We start from the raw sequence: 15,640 nt of genomic DNA, 5'->3' as shown, positions 1-15,640 counted from the left end.
CGCCATCACCGTACTGAACTTGGCTTTACCGCTTGGTGGGCTTACCTCATCATCGCCCTGAACCTCATCGCTGCTTCCCCAGACCTGTGTATAGCTGACATCGTTTTGTGACTAGCACCAGTGATTAAGTACCTCCCGCCTATGTTATTGGATAATGGCATGATCGAAAATCATTCGGGTATTGCGCCCGGTGAATGATTTTCTAGCGTGGCCTGGATTCATCTCTAAACCCTATACAGGCGCAACTTGACTGGCCCTTTGCGCTTGCAAAGGGCTTTTTAAGCTGAACTGCGCTCCCCTTATTCAGGGCCTTGCTCAATACCCTCCCCCACCCTCCCTACAGCGTAGGGAGGGAGTTGGTGTCTGCTGCGAATATTTGACCAGCTTACCGCAGGAGCGGCGTGCAGCGCTTCCAGACCTGCGCGTAACGCTGATATAACGTGGGCTCAACTAGGCTGTGGTTCTCATCATGGTTAGACTGGAGGGTACGGAAACCGGGGTGGAGCCAACAGCCTTACTACAGCCACGCCTCAAGGGGGTGGTGCTCAAGCGAGTTGGGCTGGCCCTGGCCCTGTGGGGCGAGCCGGGGGTCGGCAAGAGTCACACGGTTCGGCAGCTCCTGCGCGAGACCTCTTGTCGCAGTTTTAGCTTTCCTGCCCTGGTGCCGCCGGGTGCTTTGGTACGGGGCATTCCTCGGCCCGACAGGCTGCCGGCCTGGGCCGAACCCCTGCTGCTCAAGCTACAAAAAGGCGAGGCCCCGGATAGTAAACGAACAGCGGAGGCATTGGGGGCCCTGCTCTCTGCGCTGGCCCCGGTGGTGTTGCACCTCGAGGACATCCACGAGGCAAGCCTGGAGGGCCTCGAGTGGATCCAGGCCCTGGCCACCACTGCTTTGCGAACCAGGGGCGTAGCGCTGCTGGTCACCAGCCGCAACATCCTCCCCGAACCCTTTGAGGCCTATCGCGTAGCGCCCCTCTCCCCCGAAGCCTCTCAAGCCCTGCTCGAGGCCGAGATGGGAAGCCACCTGCCCGAAGGCGCCCTGGCCTGGATTTATGAGCATGCCCAGGGCAACCCCCTGTTCAGCCTGGAGTATCTGCGCTACCTGGCCCGGCAGGGCTTTTTGTGGAGCGATGGGCGGCAGTGGCACTGGCGGCCTCCGCAGGCGGTCACCCTGCCCCTGACGGTAGAGGCACTCCTGGAGCAGTGGATTCGCGAGGCAGCCCACTCCCCCGCCCTGCGCCAGACCCTGGAAAGCAAGGCCCTGCTGGGGCTGGGGGCCAACCCTGCGGTGTGGGCCAAAGTAGCCGGGCTTTCCCCCCCGGAATTGAGCGCAGCCCAGGTAGCTTTAGAGCGGCATGGCCTGGTTCGGGCCGGGGAATTGGCCCATCCGCTCTATCAGGAAGTCATCCTGCGCGGCCTGCTGCCAGAAGCGCGCCGTGGGTATGCCCAAAGGGCCCTCGAGGCCCTGGCCGATCAGCCGCTGGCCGCCGCACGCTACCTCGAGGAAGCCGGGTTACAAAGCGAACAAATCCTGGCCCGCCTGCAAGGCGCTGCCGAGGCCGCCCAGCAGCAAGGGGATGAGCTGCAAGCCGCCCGGTTGTGGGCCAGGGCAGCAACCCATGCACCCGCCCCCCAGCGCGGCGAGCTGGCCTTTGCCGCAGCCAGGGTTTTGGAAAAAGCCGACCGCCCCGAGGCCATGCGGCTGCTGCGGTGGGTGCTGGAAGACCGGCCCGATCACCCCGAAGCCCTTTACCTGCTGGCAGGCTGCTACGCCGACCTGGGCGATTCACGCGAGGTCGAGCGGCTGATGGGGCGCTTCTCTGACCACGAAAAAGCCCAGCCCGACTGGATCAAGCGTCGGATTGCCCTGCAATTTGCCCTGGGGGACTACAAGAGTGTACTGCAACACTGGGAAGCTCACCCGGCGCTGCACCACGAACCCACTCCCATGCTGGCCTACAACATCGGCTTTGCCCGCACCCTCCAGGGCGACCACGCGGGCGCCGAAGCCATTGCCAGAACGGCCTTGAATCAACCTTGCTCCCTGCTGGATCGGGCGCGGTTGCTGACGGTTTGTGGGCTGGCGCGTTTTTATCAGGATGACCTCGAGGCCGCCCTTTCCCTTTTCAACCAGGCCGTGGAGGCCGCCCGCAGCGCAGGCCAGCCGGCCTACACCGCCTCCACCTTGCACAACCGGGCCATGGTGCTGGAGGAACTCAGCCGCGAAGCCGAGATGCTGGCCGATACCGAGGAAGCCCTGCGTCTGTATGCCGAGGCCGGCATCAGCCGCCACTACGCCAGCACCCTGACCAAGAAAGCCCGCATTCTGCACGAGATGGGCCAGTACGAGCGGGCCGAGGAAGTCTTCCGCGAAAGCCGGGAGATCTTGCAGCAAAGCGATGCCTCGAGTTTCCTGATCACCTGTGAAGCCCAGCTCAGCGACCTCTACCTGGACTGGCAGCCTATCTATGGCCACACCCTGGCCCGCAAACATGCCGAAAGCGCCGTGGAGCTGGCAAAGCCTTTCGGCGGTAGCAAATTGTTCATGGCCCTCTGCCAGCTATCCAGGGTAGAAACCTGTTCGGGACGGGCCACACGCGGCTTGCAAATAGCCCAGGAGTGCCTGACGATGGCCCAGAGGTTTGGCATCAAACAACCGCAATACCAGGCCCTGACGGCCCAAGGGCTGGCCCTGGCCGAACTGGGTCAGGCCGAGGCGGCCCGTGCCTGCCTGCACGCTGCCTATCAACTGGCTTCGGGTTCAGACTGGCAGGTGTACGCCGAGCGCATCGGCCTCGAGCTCGATCGCATCACTGAGAACCTCGAGGGCGCCCGCGCGCGTTTGCGTTGGTTCGAGGAGCGCGGCCTGCTGAACGGAGCCCACCTGGCCCGCCGCTACTTTCCCGCATTGAACCAGCTGCCCATCTCCGCTAATTCCTCTCCTCAGGCCCCCCTCCGCCTGGAAGTGCTGGGCCCCATGCAACTGGGGGGTCAGGCGGTGCGTGGGCAAAAGCGCAAGGAGTTGCTGGCGGCCTTGCTCGAGGCCCGGGTGGCCGGACGGGGCGGGGTGGGCAAGCTCGATTTGCTGGACGGCCTCTACCCCGGCGAAGACGAGGAAAAAGCAGCTTCTTCGCTCAAGGAGCTGATCCACACGGTGAGAACGAACCTGGGGGCTCACGTCGTGGCTACCACCCCCTCCGGATATGCCCTGGGCGCGGCGGTCGGCTCCGACCTGGAAGAGTTTTTACGCACCGGCGAGGCCCGCTTGTGGCGGGGGGCTTACCTGGGGGGTCTCTCGTCCCTCCACGAGACCGTGCGCGAGTCGGTGCATCTGGCCCTGCATACCCGCGCCCAGGCCTTGCTCGAAGCCGACCCCAGGGAGGCCGCCCGGCTGGGAAGAATCCTGCTGGAGGCCGATCCCTACGACCTCGAGGCTTTGCGCCTGACCCTGGGGGCCCTGCGCCGCTCGGGGAACCACAAGAGCCTGGGTCGGCTCTACGAGGAGGCCAGGGAATGGATGCTCGAGGTGGGCGAGACCTTGCCGGAGCGCTGGCAGGGCTTCCTCACGGCCTGAGCCACCCAGCGCCCCCCCTGATGGGGCTGTCAGCCCAGGCGGTAACTGCCCAATTTGGGCAAAGAATTTTGAGTCCCGAATGGCTCAACCTTACGAAGCGCACAGGCCCCCCGCAAAGGGTGGGGGGCTCGCATGTTGTTCGGCAAAACCCCCTGCAATTCTGACCCACTTCTGACCGGCCCTGCGGCACCCTGGGGGTCGAAAGGAGCAACCATGTTCGACCCTAGATTGCGCACCCTGGCCGTACTCTTGGCCACCGGTATGGCGCTGGCGGCGGGCACCACCTACAGCATCGTGGTGGGCGGCCAGGTGGCACCGGACAAAGCCATCGTGGTGAACGGCAAAACCTATCTACCCCTCTCGGTGCTGAAGGAGCTAGGAATCCCTTACAGCCTCAGGGGAACCACCCTGACCCTGGGCGGCTCGGCCCCCGCCAACCAGACCCCCGGTGGGGCCAACCAGCGGGCCTCGCTGGAAGGCTGCCTGGGCGAGACCCTCTTCAACGGCATCTGGCGCTTCCGGGCGACCCGGCTCGAGCCCATCGTGAAGGACGCGGGAACCCCCCTCGAGACCCAGGGCTGGGGCGTGACGGTAGAACTGCGCAGTGGCGCCAAGGCCATGGTGCAGCCGGTTTTTACCGGGATGCGCGACGGGGGCATCCAGGTCGCCTTCGACGACGCCCAAACCCTGACCACCGACGTGCTGGACGTGCAGAAGCTCACCTATGCCAACCTCCCGCCGGGGGGCGTGCTGACCCACCAGCTCAAGTTCTGGTACCGCTACGACACCCCCAAAGACCAGATCAAAACCCCCACCAAGCTGCTCCTGGAGATCAATCCCACGGGCTTCGAGAACACCATCCGGGCCAGTGGGGCCAGTTACACCACTCCAACCCCCAGCCTGCGGGTGCGGCTCGACTGCCAGAAGTAAGACACCAGGCCATAACGGAGGTGACCATGTGGAAGGAGAACCCGGCCTTTTTTATCACATCTGCCCGCGCTGCTCCCGCGCCGTCCCAGCCCACTCACAGGAGCACTACTGTCTCAACGACGGCGAGCGGCTGCTCGAGGCCTGCCCCCGCTGTGGGGCTCGGTTTACCTCGCCCTACGCCAGGTTTTGCGGGGTTTGCGGGCTCGAGCTCAGCAAGGTTCCCGAAGAGAAGGGAGGAGTAGGTAGATGAATACATTCAAGTGGCTGATTGTCGCAGGGATTCTGGTTGGCCTATTGGTGGCTTGTACGTCTGGCGGGAGCAAGCCGGATCCCAACCTGTTCAGCGAGGGCAACGCCTGGAAGGAGGGCCTCCCGGCGGATGCCCAGGTGGTGAGCCCCCAGGAGTTCCAGAAGGGCATCGCCTCGGGTGAGCTGGTGCTCACCAGCACCGCCTCGGTGGCCGCGGCCAAACAGGCCCGGGAAACCCAGTACCAGAGCGATAAGGCTTTCCTGGCCAGCAACCCCAGCCCAGATCCCAACACCGCCGCCCTGCTGGCCGAGGCCGCCGGCAGCCCTAGCTTTGAGGGCGACCGCCCGGTCAGCGGGCCGGGCGGGGAGCCGGTGGTGCTCTTTGGCCTGGGAACCCAGCTCCACAACGCTGCCGAGACCCAACAGCGCGCGCAGAGCCTGGACAATGCTCTGGCCGACTACGGCCTGAGCTACTCGCTCCTGCCCGACGACCTCAAGCCCCAAGCCCCCACCCCCGGTAGCCTCCAGGGGAAATCGCTGGCCGAGGTTAAGGCAGCCCTTCAACAGCTCAACGACCTGCTGGGGAGCAAGCCCGCCAGCCTGCGCACCGCCCGGCTCGAGCCCGGCGGCGGTATCCGCCCCCAGGCCATCAACCCCGGCAACGGCACCGACAACAACGGGCCCTGCACCCCCAGCAACCTGGTCAAGCGCTTCTGGTTCCCCCTCAAGAACTTCATCAGCCCGGTCAAAAACCAGGCCAAGCGCGGCACCTGCTGGGCCTTCACCGCGATCGGGGCCCTTGAGAGCCGCGAACGGGTGCAAAACAACAACCCCGTAGACCTTTCCGAGCAGTTTTTGGTCAACAAGGTCAAGCAGGACTGGGACTCCAGCGACTACACCGATGGCTACTGGTCGGAGAAGGCCCTCGAGACCGCGGTAGACAAGGGCCAGAGCTTCCCCTCGGAGGGGGCCTGGACCTACAACCAGGCCAGCTCCCGGCCCAGCGTCAAGGACGGCGATAGCAGCTCCTATGCCAACAGTTGCAACGGCTACACCGGCACCTGCTCGGACACCGCCCACGAGAGCCGCCGGGTCTGCACCACCTTCATCTTCACCTTCTGCAGCTACGCCAAGGTGACCTTTGGCGGGCCGGGGGTGGCCTCGAGCCGCACCATCCAGGTCTGGAAAAACGGCGAAACCTTCAAGCTCAACCTCTTGCGCAACTACCTCTCGCAGGGCTACGTGCTGCTGGCCTCGTTCCCGGTGTACAAGGGCTTCATGGACGACGTGAAAAACGACGGGGTGGTCAGCAACTACGCCAAAACCAGGCTCGATGACAAGGGCAAAGAGGTCAGCGGCTCCTATGGCGGTCACGCGGTGCAGATCGTGGGGTTCCTCTCCAACGAGGACATGACCCAGTTCGGCCAAACCCCCAACATTGGCGGGGGCGGATACTTCATCATCAAGAACTCCTGGGGCTGCGGCGCGGGCGACGGTGGGTTTTACTATGTTCCTGCGGATTACGTGAGCGGCCTCTTCAACTCCTTGAGCGTGCTGAACTTTGATGGCCGCCGCAGCCAGGCCTGGCAACAGGAACAGGCCGCGCCGGGCGGCTCGGAGGCGCCCAAGATTACCCTCAAGACCAACCCCGCTACCGTGCAGCTACGGGTCGAGACCAACCTGGCCCAGTTCTTCCAAATCACCCACCCCGTGGCCAAAAGCGTCAACCTGACCGTGACCTCGAGCCAGGACGGCAACCTTTACAACGGGAGCTGGAGTACCGATCCCAACAGCCTGTTTGGTCCCGAGCTGAAGCGCACCTTCGCCACCCAAGGCAGCCGCACCCTGACCCTCCTGGCCAAATACGGCAGCAGCCAGGCCACTTCGAGCTTTGTCGTCAACGTGATCAACACCCCGCCCACCATCACCCTGCAATACGGCGGGGATGCCAACCAGGGCGTGGCGTATCCCATCACCGCTCTGATCACCGACCCCAACGAGCCCGACGTCACCAAGCTCTGCGCCAACACCACTTGGGCAGTGGACGCGCCCGACACGCTTTCGGCCTCGACGGGCTGCCAGGTTCAGGTCACGTTCGGCACGACGGGCTTTAGGCAGGTGCGGGTGAGCACCACCGACAGTGACGGGGTCACCGCCTCGCAGACCGCGACCCTGAACGTACTGCCCCCGCCCGTAAACCCTTACCCAACGGTTACCGATTACGGGGTGTACTCGAGGGAGTTCACCGGCAGCGGACAGTTCCGCTTTTGCGGGAGCGTGAAGGTTGCAGGGGGCAGCACCATCATCCTGAGCGATCTCGGTTGCACCCTGCGCATCGGGCCTGCTCCTACCCGCTACTACGGCGGTATAACCGTGGAAAACCCCAGCAACGAGACCCTGACCTACGACTGGAAGCTCTATGTCAGTGGCCCAGGATTTGACAAAGTCCTTCGCGCCGATACGGCCTCGAGCAGCAACGTCTTTGACCTCTACAACGTCTACAACGCGGGGCTTGGCACCGACAACTGCCGGGTCACCGTAAAGGTCAATGCGCCCGACCCCAGCCGTAGCAAGGGCCCCTTCACGGTCTGGAGCGGCCGGTGCACCTACTATTCGTTCCGGCTCAATTAGAGCGGTTCCCGCCGGTTTTCACTCCAGCGCTACCCCCTTTGCCGAGGCCTTCCCTGATGGGAAGGCCTTTTTGGCCTGATTGCAAAAGGTAGCCGGGGCCATAGTAGTGTGGGGGTATGAAGCGTGTCATCCTGGCCTTTGGAACCCGTCCTGAGGCCACCAAAATGGCTCCGGTCTATCATGCCCTCAAGGCCCAGCCGGGCCTCGAGCCCCTGGTCTTGCTGACCGGCCAGCACCGTGAGCAGCTGGTTCAGGCCCTCTCCCAATTTGAGGTCTTAACTTCGAGGTTTCCCCGCTCGCCTTCACCAAACCTACATATCCCGTACTGCACCCATACACAAGGATCCCAGAACATGGCTGTCGCGGAGGTAACGTGAAGAGACTCTTTCCCACCATCGCCACCTTGCTCGCCCTGGCACCTCCGGTTCTGGCCCAGGGCTCCCTGGAACTGGCCGATGCCCTACGAGCCCTGCCCAGTACCCTGGACTGGAAAAGCGCCGACCTGAACTACGAAAGCGCGGTGCGGCAGTTGGAAGCCGCCCAAGCTGCCCTGGGCTTCAAGTTATCGGGCGGGGCCGACTACACCCTGCGCGAGAGCGGCAGCAACCTGAGCCTTTCCAGCACGGCCAGCATGGGGGTGCTGCCCTGGTCTACGAGCGCCGACGCCGTGCGTAGCGCCGAGCGGGCGCTGGAGCGGGCCACCCTGACCCGCCGCGATGCCCGCAACACCCTCTACCTCGCCCTGCACAACCAGTACTATGGCCTGCGCCAGGCCCAAACCGACCTGACCATCGCCCAGGCCAGCCTGGCCCTGCGCGAACGCCAGTTGCAGATTGTCACCGCCCAGAACCAGGCCGGTACCGCCACCCTGAGCGATCTGCTCACCGCCCAGCAGAACCTGGACACCGCCCGCTCGGGGCTGGTGAGCGCCCAGGGCGCCCTCGAGCTGGCCCGCCTGACCCTGGCCAGCACCCTGGGCCTGGGCCCCCAGCAGCTCGGCAACCCCACTACCCCGCCCGAGGAACCCAGCCTGCCCGGCGAGGGCCTGGAAGCCTTGCTGCAAAGGGCGCTGACAAACCGCTCGGATGTGCTGCGAACCCTGTCCCAACTGCGTGATGCAGAAGAAAACCTGGCCAGCGCAGAGCGCGACCGGCTGATTCCCAACGCCGCCCTGAGCGCGGGCTACAGCAGCGGGGGCAGCAACGCCACCTCGGTCTCGGCGGGCCTGAACTTCAAGAGCGGGGTGGCCTCGCTCTCGGGGGCGGTGCCGCTGGTGCAGGGCAGCAGCGGGGCCATTCAGCCCCAGGGCTGGAGCGTGGGGCTCTCGCTCAGCGTGCCCATTTTCGACCCCGTGAGCGACAGCCGCATCCGCACGGCCCAGACCGCGCTGCAAGCCGCCCGCCAGGCGCTGGAAACCACCCGCAAGGCCGCCGAGCTGGACGTGCGGCAAAAGTACCAGAACCTCCAGACCGCCAAAGCGGCCATCGCCGCAGCCCGGGCCGGTCTGAATGCGGCCAACCAGAGCCTGCGCACCGCCCAGGCCCGGCTGCAAGCGGGCACCGGTACCGGCGTGGATGTGCAGGCCGCCCAGCTTGGCCAGCTCCAGGCCCAGCGCAACCTCGAGGCCGCCCTGACCCAGGCCCAACTGGCCGCCCTGGCCCTGCAAAACGCCCTTGGCCAAGATCTTACCGCCACCCTCGGAGGGAGTCCATGACGCACCGTGTTCCCAATCTTCTATCGAAGCCCTTGCTTTTGCTGGCGCTGCTGCCGGTTTGCTCTTTGGGGTTGGCCCAGAACACCCTTACCCTGGTCCAAGCCCTCTCGCAGGCTTACAGCCGGGGCCCCTCGCTGCAAAGCGCCCAGGCCACCCTGCAAAACGCCCGCTTGCAGCTGAGCGCCCTTAGCGCCGACCCCAGCACCCTGGTGGTGGCCCGCACCCAGGCCGAGCAGAACGCCCGGCTGGCCGAGGTGAACCTCGAGGCCACCCGGCTTTCGGTTATGCAGAGCGTGGTGAACGCGTATGTAGGCCTCTACGAAGCCCAGCAAAATGTGGGGCTGTTCCAGGCCCAGGTGGCCCTGAACCAGCGCAACCTGGACGTGGCCAAGGCCCGGCAGGCCGCTGGCAATGCCACCGCGCTGGATGTGGCGCGGGCCCAGACCACCCTGGACAGCTCGAGGCAGTCCCTCACCAACGCCCAGTCCCAGCTTCCGGTGCTGGCCGCCCAGCTCGCCACCCTGCTGGGCCTGAGCGACCTGGGCAACGTCACGGTGGCCGCCCCTCCGGCCCCCCCCGTGCTGCAAGCCGACCTCCAGGCCCTGAGCCGCGACCTCTTTACCCGGCTGCCCAGCGTGCTGCAAGCCCAGCAGGCGGTGGAGCTCTCCGAACTGAACGTCAAGCTGGCCGACAACGACTACACCCCCGCCGTCCAGCTCACAAGCGCCAAAACCAGCCTGGAGAACAACCAGCGCTCCCTGCAAACCGCCCAGCAAAACGCCCAGACCAGCCTGACCAACGCCTACCAGGCCGCCCTGAACGCCTACCGCAACATCGCCCTGGCCCAGGCCAACGTCACCAACGCCCAGCGGGTGGTGGAGCAGAGCCAGGCCGCCCTGCGGGCCGGCACCATCTCGGCCCTGCAACTGCAAACCGACCAGGTCTCGCTGCGCGGCGCGGAGTACAGCCTGGTGCAGGCCCAGGGTAGCTACTGGAGAGCCCTGGCAGCCTTTTCGGTGGCAGCAGGACAGGACTTTACCGGCCTGGTGCGGGCAGCCAGTGGGCCATAGAGCGCTCTTCGCATATTTTAAGGCATTTGACTTCGAGAAGCTTTGCCCTGACAAAGCAGTAGCCGCCCGAATGGGCGACTACGTTTTTGAAGCCCACGCACAGGGTGGGACTGGTCGTGAGCTTCTCCTTCTGGTTTGGCACCCCTCACCCACCTCCGCCAGCCGCTGCCTCAGTTCCCACTCCACCAGGGCATAGACCAGCAGCGCCAGCCCCATCACCCACTGCCTCAGGTTTGGGTGGTGATCCCGGCTGTACCCTCGCACCAGGCGGATGGCTCCCTGTCCTTTGATCCCCGCCCGTGCACATGGGAGGGGTGCGGAATGTTGGACTGAAAAGCGCGGTAATTTTGCAAAAAAGAACCTCGAGCCCCGTTGGGGAGGCTCGAGGCGAGAGTCCTAAAAACGGCAACTGGTACGAACCAGCGTACCCCCCACGCGGAAGCTACCCAGGCCACTTCGATCCAACTCCCAGACATACGGCCCACCCGCGTACGTCCGCACCGGAGATGTTCGGGTTAGGGCCAGGGTCTGGAAGGCGTTGTCGTAGAACACCCGAACAGTGTTGTTATCGACGTAGTTGACTACCAAACGCCCGCCATTGCAGCTATAGGTGTAAGTGTCGGGCCTGGGAGGGGTAATGATTATAGGCTGAGGGTCGGTCACGGTGATTGGCCCGGGCTCGTCTTCTACCAGAAGAATGCATGAAGAAAGGGCCAGCAAAAGACCTAACAGTGAAAGGGTGCGAAGCATGTTTCTCCTAGGGGCAGTTATCTATCACAAAAGCGGGGCCGAGGGTGATGATGCGGGGAGTGCCAATGGTCGGGCGTACCCTGATCTCCACGTAGGTTCTACCGATGATAGAAGGGGTTGTTACTGGTGTGGGGTTGACGATGATAGTCTGAGGGGTCACGCTAAGCGGGGCGGTATTAGCCGGTACATTGTAGGTCACGGTGACGGTACGGGTTGTTGTATCGTTGCGGGGGTCGCTGGCATCGAATGACACTAAACCGGCTGTATCTCTGCTGGCGAAACCCTTGAGGTAAGAGTCCCAACCCTCCAGCAAGTTCGGGTCGTTGTAGCGGAAGGTGTAGCCAATCAGGGTCGTTTTGTTGTCACAGACATAATAAACGGGGTTGCTTGGATTTCCGTTCCAGTAGCTGGTGGCATAACTTGCATTGGTTACCTGAAGCCCACCGACAACCATGATGCAGCTTGAGAGTCCAAATGTAAGCACCAGGGCCGCCAATAAATAAAAAAGCCGCTTGTGTCTCATAGTTCCAGAGTACCACACAGGCTTGGTTTTTATGTCCCGCTGCTAGAAAGTTCAAGCAATGCTAAAGACGGCCTTCTCGACATTAAGAGTCTGTGGATAGACTGAACTGGCAAAAAGACATAGCCTAGTCTCAAGAGAACTCTGAGGTGAAACATGAACCGAACTTTACTGCTGATATTGGCCCTTGTAACCAGCGTTGCGATGGCCCAGCTTCGTCCACAGTCTATTATCGTCAACCCCAACCCCCCCACCGACCTCCAGGTGCGGGTCTGGGTCGACAAAGATCCCGCCAAGACCAGCAACCCGGTGTACCAGTTCGGCGAGCCCATCGTCATCAGCGTATCGGTCACCCAGCCTGCTTACGTCTACTTGTTTAGCGTCAACTCCCTGGGTCAGATCAGCGGCATACTGCCCAACGCTTTCGAGCAAAACAACTTTTTGGCCGCGGGCGAAGTTCGCAGCTTCCCCAGCCCCGGCGCACGCTACAGCTTCACTGTAGAACCCCCGGCAGGTCAGGACAGGGTGCTAGCGGTTGCCAGCCGCCGGCCCCTTGATGTTTCTGAAATTATCGACATCCAGACCGGACGGGCCCGCATCCAGGGCATAGATAACCTGGCTCGCTCTTTGTCTATCGTGGTCACGCCCATTCCCCAACTGGATTGGGTAAGCGACGAAGCGTACTACATAGCGCAGCAAGTGGTGCCTCCTCCTCCACCCCCGCCTCCGGCCCTGGGTACGCTGGTGGTAGACTCCATGCCCAGTGGGGCCGACATCCTTATCAACGGCCTGTTGCGGGGCCGCACCCCGGCCACCTTTAGTCTGAACCCCGGCAACTATACCATTGAGCTGCGCCGCTTAGGCTACCAGCCTTACCGAACCAGTATCAACATCCCCGGTGCAGGCACCTTCCGGGTATTTGCCAACTTGCAACCCGAGGCCCCCACCACCGGCACCCTGGCCATCAGCTCCAATCCCAGCGGGGCCCAGGTCTTGATAGATGGCCGGGTGGTGGGCAATACCCCCCTCAACCTCACCCTGCGGCCTGGGCGCTACACCGTTGTGCTGCGGCTCAGGGATTACCAGGACTTCCGCACCTCGGTAGTGGTGCAGGCGGGTCGGGTGACCAACGTTTTTGCCAGTTTGGTAGCCTTCACGCCGCCCCAACCACAGCCGCCCATCGTAGTACCTGTACCACCGGTGCCTACCGGACGGATCACTTACGTATGTGAGGGAGGCCGACTGGTCGTTAACTGGGTTAGTGGCAATCAGGTGCAGGTTTTCTACGACAACGACTTCCAGACTTTAGGCCTGGTGCAAACCACACCCGAACTGGTTTATAGCAACAACACCTACACCTGGCGTTTTGGTGGTGGGGTGGGGTCTTTCGTTGCTCGAGGGGTGACGGTTCGTACCGGTTGCAGGCCACAAAACTGAGCCCCTTTTGTTGGGGCTCGAGGTTTGGTGATGCAGTTTTTTAAGATGCAGCTGCCTGCCCCAGTGGGTAAAGCAGGCCACTGAGCTTCAGGCCAGCAGGATGGGCCGCTCGAGGTAGTACGCCACCCGCTCCAGGAGCTTCCCGGCGTGGTCGGCATCCATTGGGCCCGAAAGCGAGAGCAGGGCATGGCCCCCGCTGGCCCGGCCCAGGGTAAGGGCAGCGGTACCGGGGAAGATCACCTGGTCGAACGCACTATCCACCAGTGAGAGCACCACCAGGCCCTCGGCGGGGTCGGAGGCCATGCGCAAGGAGTCCAGCGCCCCCCGCAGCGACTGAGAGGGGGCTACCCGCAGGCTCTTGAGTTCGTCGCCCTCGAGGCTGCCTTTGGTGGGGCGCAGGGGGGTTTGGGTGTCGGCCAGGGCTTTGTCCACCGCGCGGTAGAGCAAGGGGTAGAGCCCCACCTCCATCCGCCAGGCCTCGCTCAGGGTCTGGGCGGCGTTCTGGGCAGGGCCAATCTCCACCAGGCGCTGCCAGGCCTGTACCCGCAGCATTTTGGGGCCGGGGGTGGCTTCGGCAGGGGCAACGGCAGCGCTGGTAGTGGTGGGAGTGGGTGCCGGGGGCACTGCGGGTTCGGGCGCGGGGGGAGTCAAAGGCCCTGCCGAGGGAGGCGGCGCCGGTTCTTGCTCCAGAGGCATCTGGGGCATCTCCTGCGCTGCGGGTGGAGCTACCTGCTCTGTGGGAGCAGCCGGAGGGGCTTCCACTGGCGGCTGATACGCGGGGGCCGGGGGAACCACCGGTTCGGGGGTGTTGCTGAAGCTCATCCCCGCCTGCAAGGGGCTGGGGGGTGGGGTGGGCACCTCGGGGGTGGTCACGACCTCCTGGGTTTCCCAAATAAGCTTGGGGGCGGTGCTGGGGGGCTCGAGCTCGGTCTCGGTGGGGAGAGGCGGCAGGCCTGCCAGCTCGGGGTTAACCTCGGGCACGGGAGCAACCGTTGGGAGGGGTTCTGGCTCCTCCCATTGCAGCGTGGGCAGGGGCTCGGTAGCAACCAGCGGCTCGGGCTCGTCGAAGTCCGGAACCAGGGAGGGCTCAGGGGCTAGCGTGGGTGCTTCCTCAAAGGCTTCGGCGGCAGGGGGTACCGGGGGGGGTGGGGTGTCCAGGTCGAGATCGAGGTCAAACTCGATATCGTCCATGGTGGGCGCCCCCGATAGGGGAGACGTAGGCGGTGGGGGAGAGGAAGCAGGTGGTGTGGTGGCCGGTGGTGGGGGCACCAGGTCACCTAGCTGTACCCCCTCCTTCTGCAAGGCCGCCTGGGCCTGGGCCATATCGGGGATGGCGCCCGGTGGGGGGGCCATTTCTTCGGGGGCCGGGGGTAGGTTGACTTCACCCGCCATCACCCTTGCCAAAAAGGCCAGAATATCTCGCTCGACCACCGTACCATCGGGGCCGGTGCCCTTAATCTGACGCCAATCTATGCCGTTTTCTTCCGCCAGACGACGGGCCAGCGGGGTGATTTTGACTTCGCTCATGCTTTCTACATCATAGCGCAGAAGTGGCGAGTTTCACGTGCATGCGCGCAAAGAAGCAATACTATAGGCCAAATTGCTTGATTTTATCGTTCAAATTAGGCGTTACGGATTCTCCAGAGGGGTATGGTTTTCCGGGCCGGCAGGTATAACTGAAGGGTATGGAAACCCGTTTTGCAGCCCTGTTGACCGAGTACTGCCTGGACTTGCAGCCCGGCCAGACGCTTCTGATTGAAGCCGAACCGGCCGCGTTGCCTCTGCTCGAGGCCCTGCAGGAGGTCGTCTTGCAGCGCGGCGCTTACCCCATTGTGCAGCTCTTTCCGGCGGCCACCTCGAGGCCCTTTTTCCTGCATGGAGGTGAGTGGTTGAACCAGCCCCCGCTCCCACAGATGCGCCTGATGGAGCACGTAGATGCCAGCCTGCGCATCGAGAGCGCCCAGAACCCCCTCGAGCTCTCTGAGGTGCCCCCGGCGCGGCTGGCCCAGTTTCGGGCCGGCTGGCGGCCCTACCAGCAGATGCGAGCCCGCAAGCGCTGGTGCCTGACCCTCTACCCTACGGCCGGTTATGCCCAGCAGGCGAGTATGTCCACGGCGGGCTTTCGGGCCTTTGTGGAGCGGGCCATGTACCTCGACCGCCCCGACCCGGTTGCGGCCTGGCGTGAGTTGTCGGTCTTCCAGGCAGCCCTTATCGAGCGCTTACAAAAGGTCAAGGAAATCCGCATCCAGGCCGAGGGAACCGACCTGCGGCTATCGGTAGAAGGGCGCAGCTGGATCAACTCCGATGGCAGACGCAACATGCCCAGTGGAGAGGTTTTTACCGGCCCCCTCGAGACCTCTGCCGAAGGCCAGGTAAGCTTCAACCTGCCGGTAGTGGTTTCGGGGCAACGGGTGGAGGGGGTGCGCCTGCGCTTTCGGGAAGGGAAGGTAGTCGAGGCCAGCGCTCGAGCAGGGGAGGCGTATTTGCATAAGATGCTCGAGGCCGACCCCGGCGCGCGCTACCTGGGCGAGCTGGGCATTGGCGCCAACTTTGGCATCAACCAACCCACCGGCCTGATCCTCTACGACGAAAAAATCGGTGGCACGGTGCATCTGGCCCTGGGGCAAAGCTACCCCGAGACCGGCGGCACCAACACCTCCTCGATCCACTGGGACTTGATTCTGGATTTACGCCAGGGGGGTCGGATACTGGCCGATGGCAAGGTGCTGCAAGAAAAGGGGCAGTTTGTGGGTTTGTGAGGGTTG

10 protein-coding genes and 1 pseudogene are annotated in these 15,640 nt (G+C 63.7%); 8 read left to right on the top strand and 3 right to left on the bottom strand.

From position 1 onward, the window contains the following. The first annotated feature begins 469 nt into the window (after positions 1 to 469). The 6 genes and pseudogenes from J3L12_RS07460 (at position 470) to J3L12_RS07430 (ending at position 10,168) form a co-directional block, all read left to right on the top strand. On the top strand, positions 470 to 3,574 hold the full coding sequence (locus J3L12_RS07460; RefSeq protein ID WP_208014417.1) for a tetratricopeptide repeat protein: 3,105 nt from the start codon (positions 470 to 472) through the stop codon (positions 3,572 to 3,574). Between the two features lie 213 nt (positions 3,575 to 3,787). Next, positions 3,788 to 4,504, top strand: a complete 717-nt coding sequence (locus tag J3L12_RS07455; RefSeq protein ID WP_208014416.1) for a hypothetical protein — start codon at positions 3,788 to 3,790, stop codon at positions 4,502 to 4,504. 246 nt (positions 4,505 to 4,750) lie between these two features. Then, positions 4,751 to 7,384: a C1 family peptidase gene (locus tag J3L12_RS07445; protein ID WP_208014414.1), complete on the top strand. Its 2,634-nt coding sequence runs from the start codon at positions 4,751 to 4,753 to the stop codon at positions 7,382 to 7,384. 116 nt (positions 7,385 to 7,500) lie between these two features. Further along, positions 7,501 to 7,659, top strand: a pseudogene (locus J3L12_RS07440) (UDP-N-acetylglucosamine 2-epimerase (non-hydrolyzing)); the annotation flags it as partial. Positions 7,660 to 7,757: 98 nt separating this feature from the next. Then, on the top strand, positions 7,758 to 9,098 hold the full coding sequence (locus tag J3L12_RS07435; RefSeq protein ID WP_208014413.1) for a TolC family protein: 1,341 nt from the start codon (positions 7,758 to 7,760) through the stop codon (positions 9,096 to 9,098). Continuing rightward, positions 9,095 to 10,168: a TolC family protein gene (locus J3L12_RS07430; RefSeq protein ID WP_208014412.1), complete on the top strand. Its 1,074-nt coding sequence runs from the start codon at positions 9,095 to 9,097 to the stop codon at positions 10,166 to 10,168. The genes J3L12_RS07435 and J3L12_RS07430 overlap by 4 nt, the downstream gene beginning before the upstream one ends. A 396-nt stretch (positions 10,169 to 10,564) precedes the next feature. Here the strand turns inward: J3L12_RS07430 and J3L12_RS07425 are convergent, their stop codons facing one another. Continuing rightward, complete coding sequence (locus J3L12_RS07425; RefSeq protein WP_208014411.1) at positions 10,565 to 10,918, bottom strand: hypothetical protein; 354 nt, start codon at positions 10,916 to 10,918, stop codon at positions 10,565 to 10,567. A 7-nt stretch (positions 10,919 to 10,925) separates the two neighbouring features. Beyond that, positions 10,926 to 11,441 carry a hypothetical protein gene (locus tag J3L12_RS07420; RefSeq protein ID WP_208014410.1) on the bottom strand — a complete coding sequence of 172 codons (516 nt, stop codon included), beginning with the start codon at positions 11,439 to 11,441 and terminating at the stop codon, positions 10,926 to 10,928. A 153-nt stretch (positions 11,442 to 11,594) separates the two neighbouring features. On the opposite strand from J3L12_RS07420, the gene J3L12_RS07415 reads away from it, so the two are divergent. Beyond that, positions 11,595 to 12,875: a PEGA domain-containing protein gene (locus tag J3L12_RS07415; protein WP_243455035.1), complete on the top strand. Its 1,281-nt coding sequence runs from the start codon at positions 11,595 to 11,597 to the stop codon at positions 12,873 to 12,875. Between the two features lie 87 nt (positions 12,876 to 12,962). On the opposite strand, the gene J3L12_RS07410 is transcribed toward J3L12_RS07415, so the two are convergent. Continuing rightward, the gene (locus tag J3L12_RS07410; RefSeq protein WP_208014409.1) at positions 12,963 to 14,402 is read right to left on the bottom strand and encodes an E3 binding domain-containing protein; all 1,440 of its coding nucleotides are present in this window, start codon (positions 14,400 to 14,402) and stop codon (positions 12,963 to 12,965) included. 158 nt (positions 14,403 to 14,560) lie between these two features. Between J3L12_RS07410 and J3L12_RS07405 the strand changes: the two genes are divergently transcribed. Then, positions 14,561 to 15,634: an aminopeptidase gene (locus J3L12_RS07405; RefSeq protein ID WP_208014408.1), complete on the top strand. Its 1,074-nt coding sequence runs from the start codon at positions 14,561 to 14,563 to the stop codon at positions 15,632 to 15,634. Positions 15,635 to 15,640 lie beyond the last annotated feature (6 nt).

The sequence above is a fragment of the Meiothermus sp. CFH 77666 genome (assembly GCF_017497985.1).
Lineage (GTDB): Bacteria > Deinococcota > Deinococci > Deinococcales > Thermaceae > Meiothermus.
The sequence above is the reverse complement of the archived record's forward strand: the minus strand, read 5'-3'. Positions and strand labels throughout refer to the sequence as shown.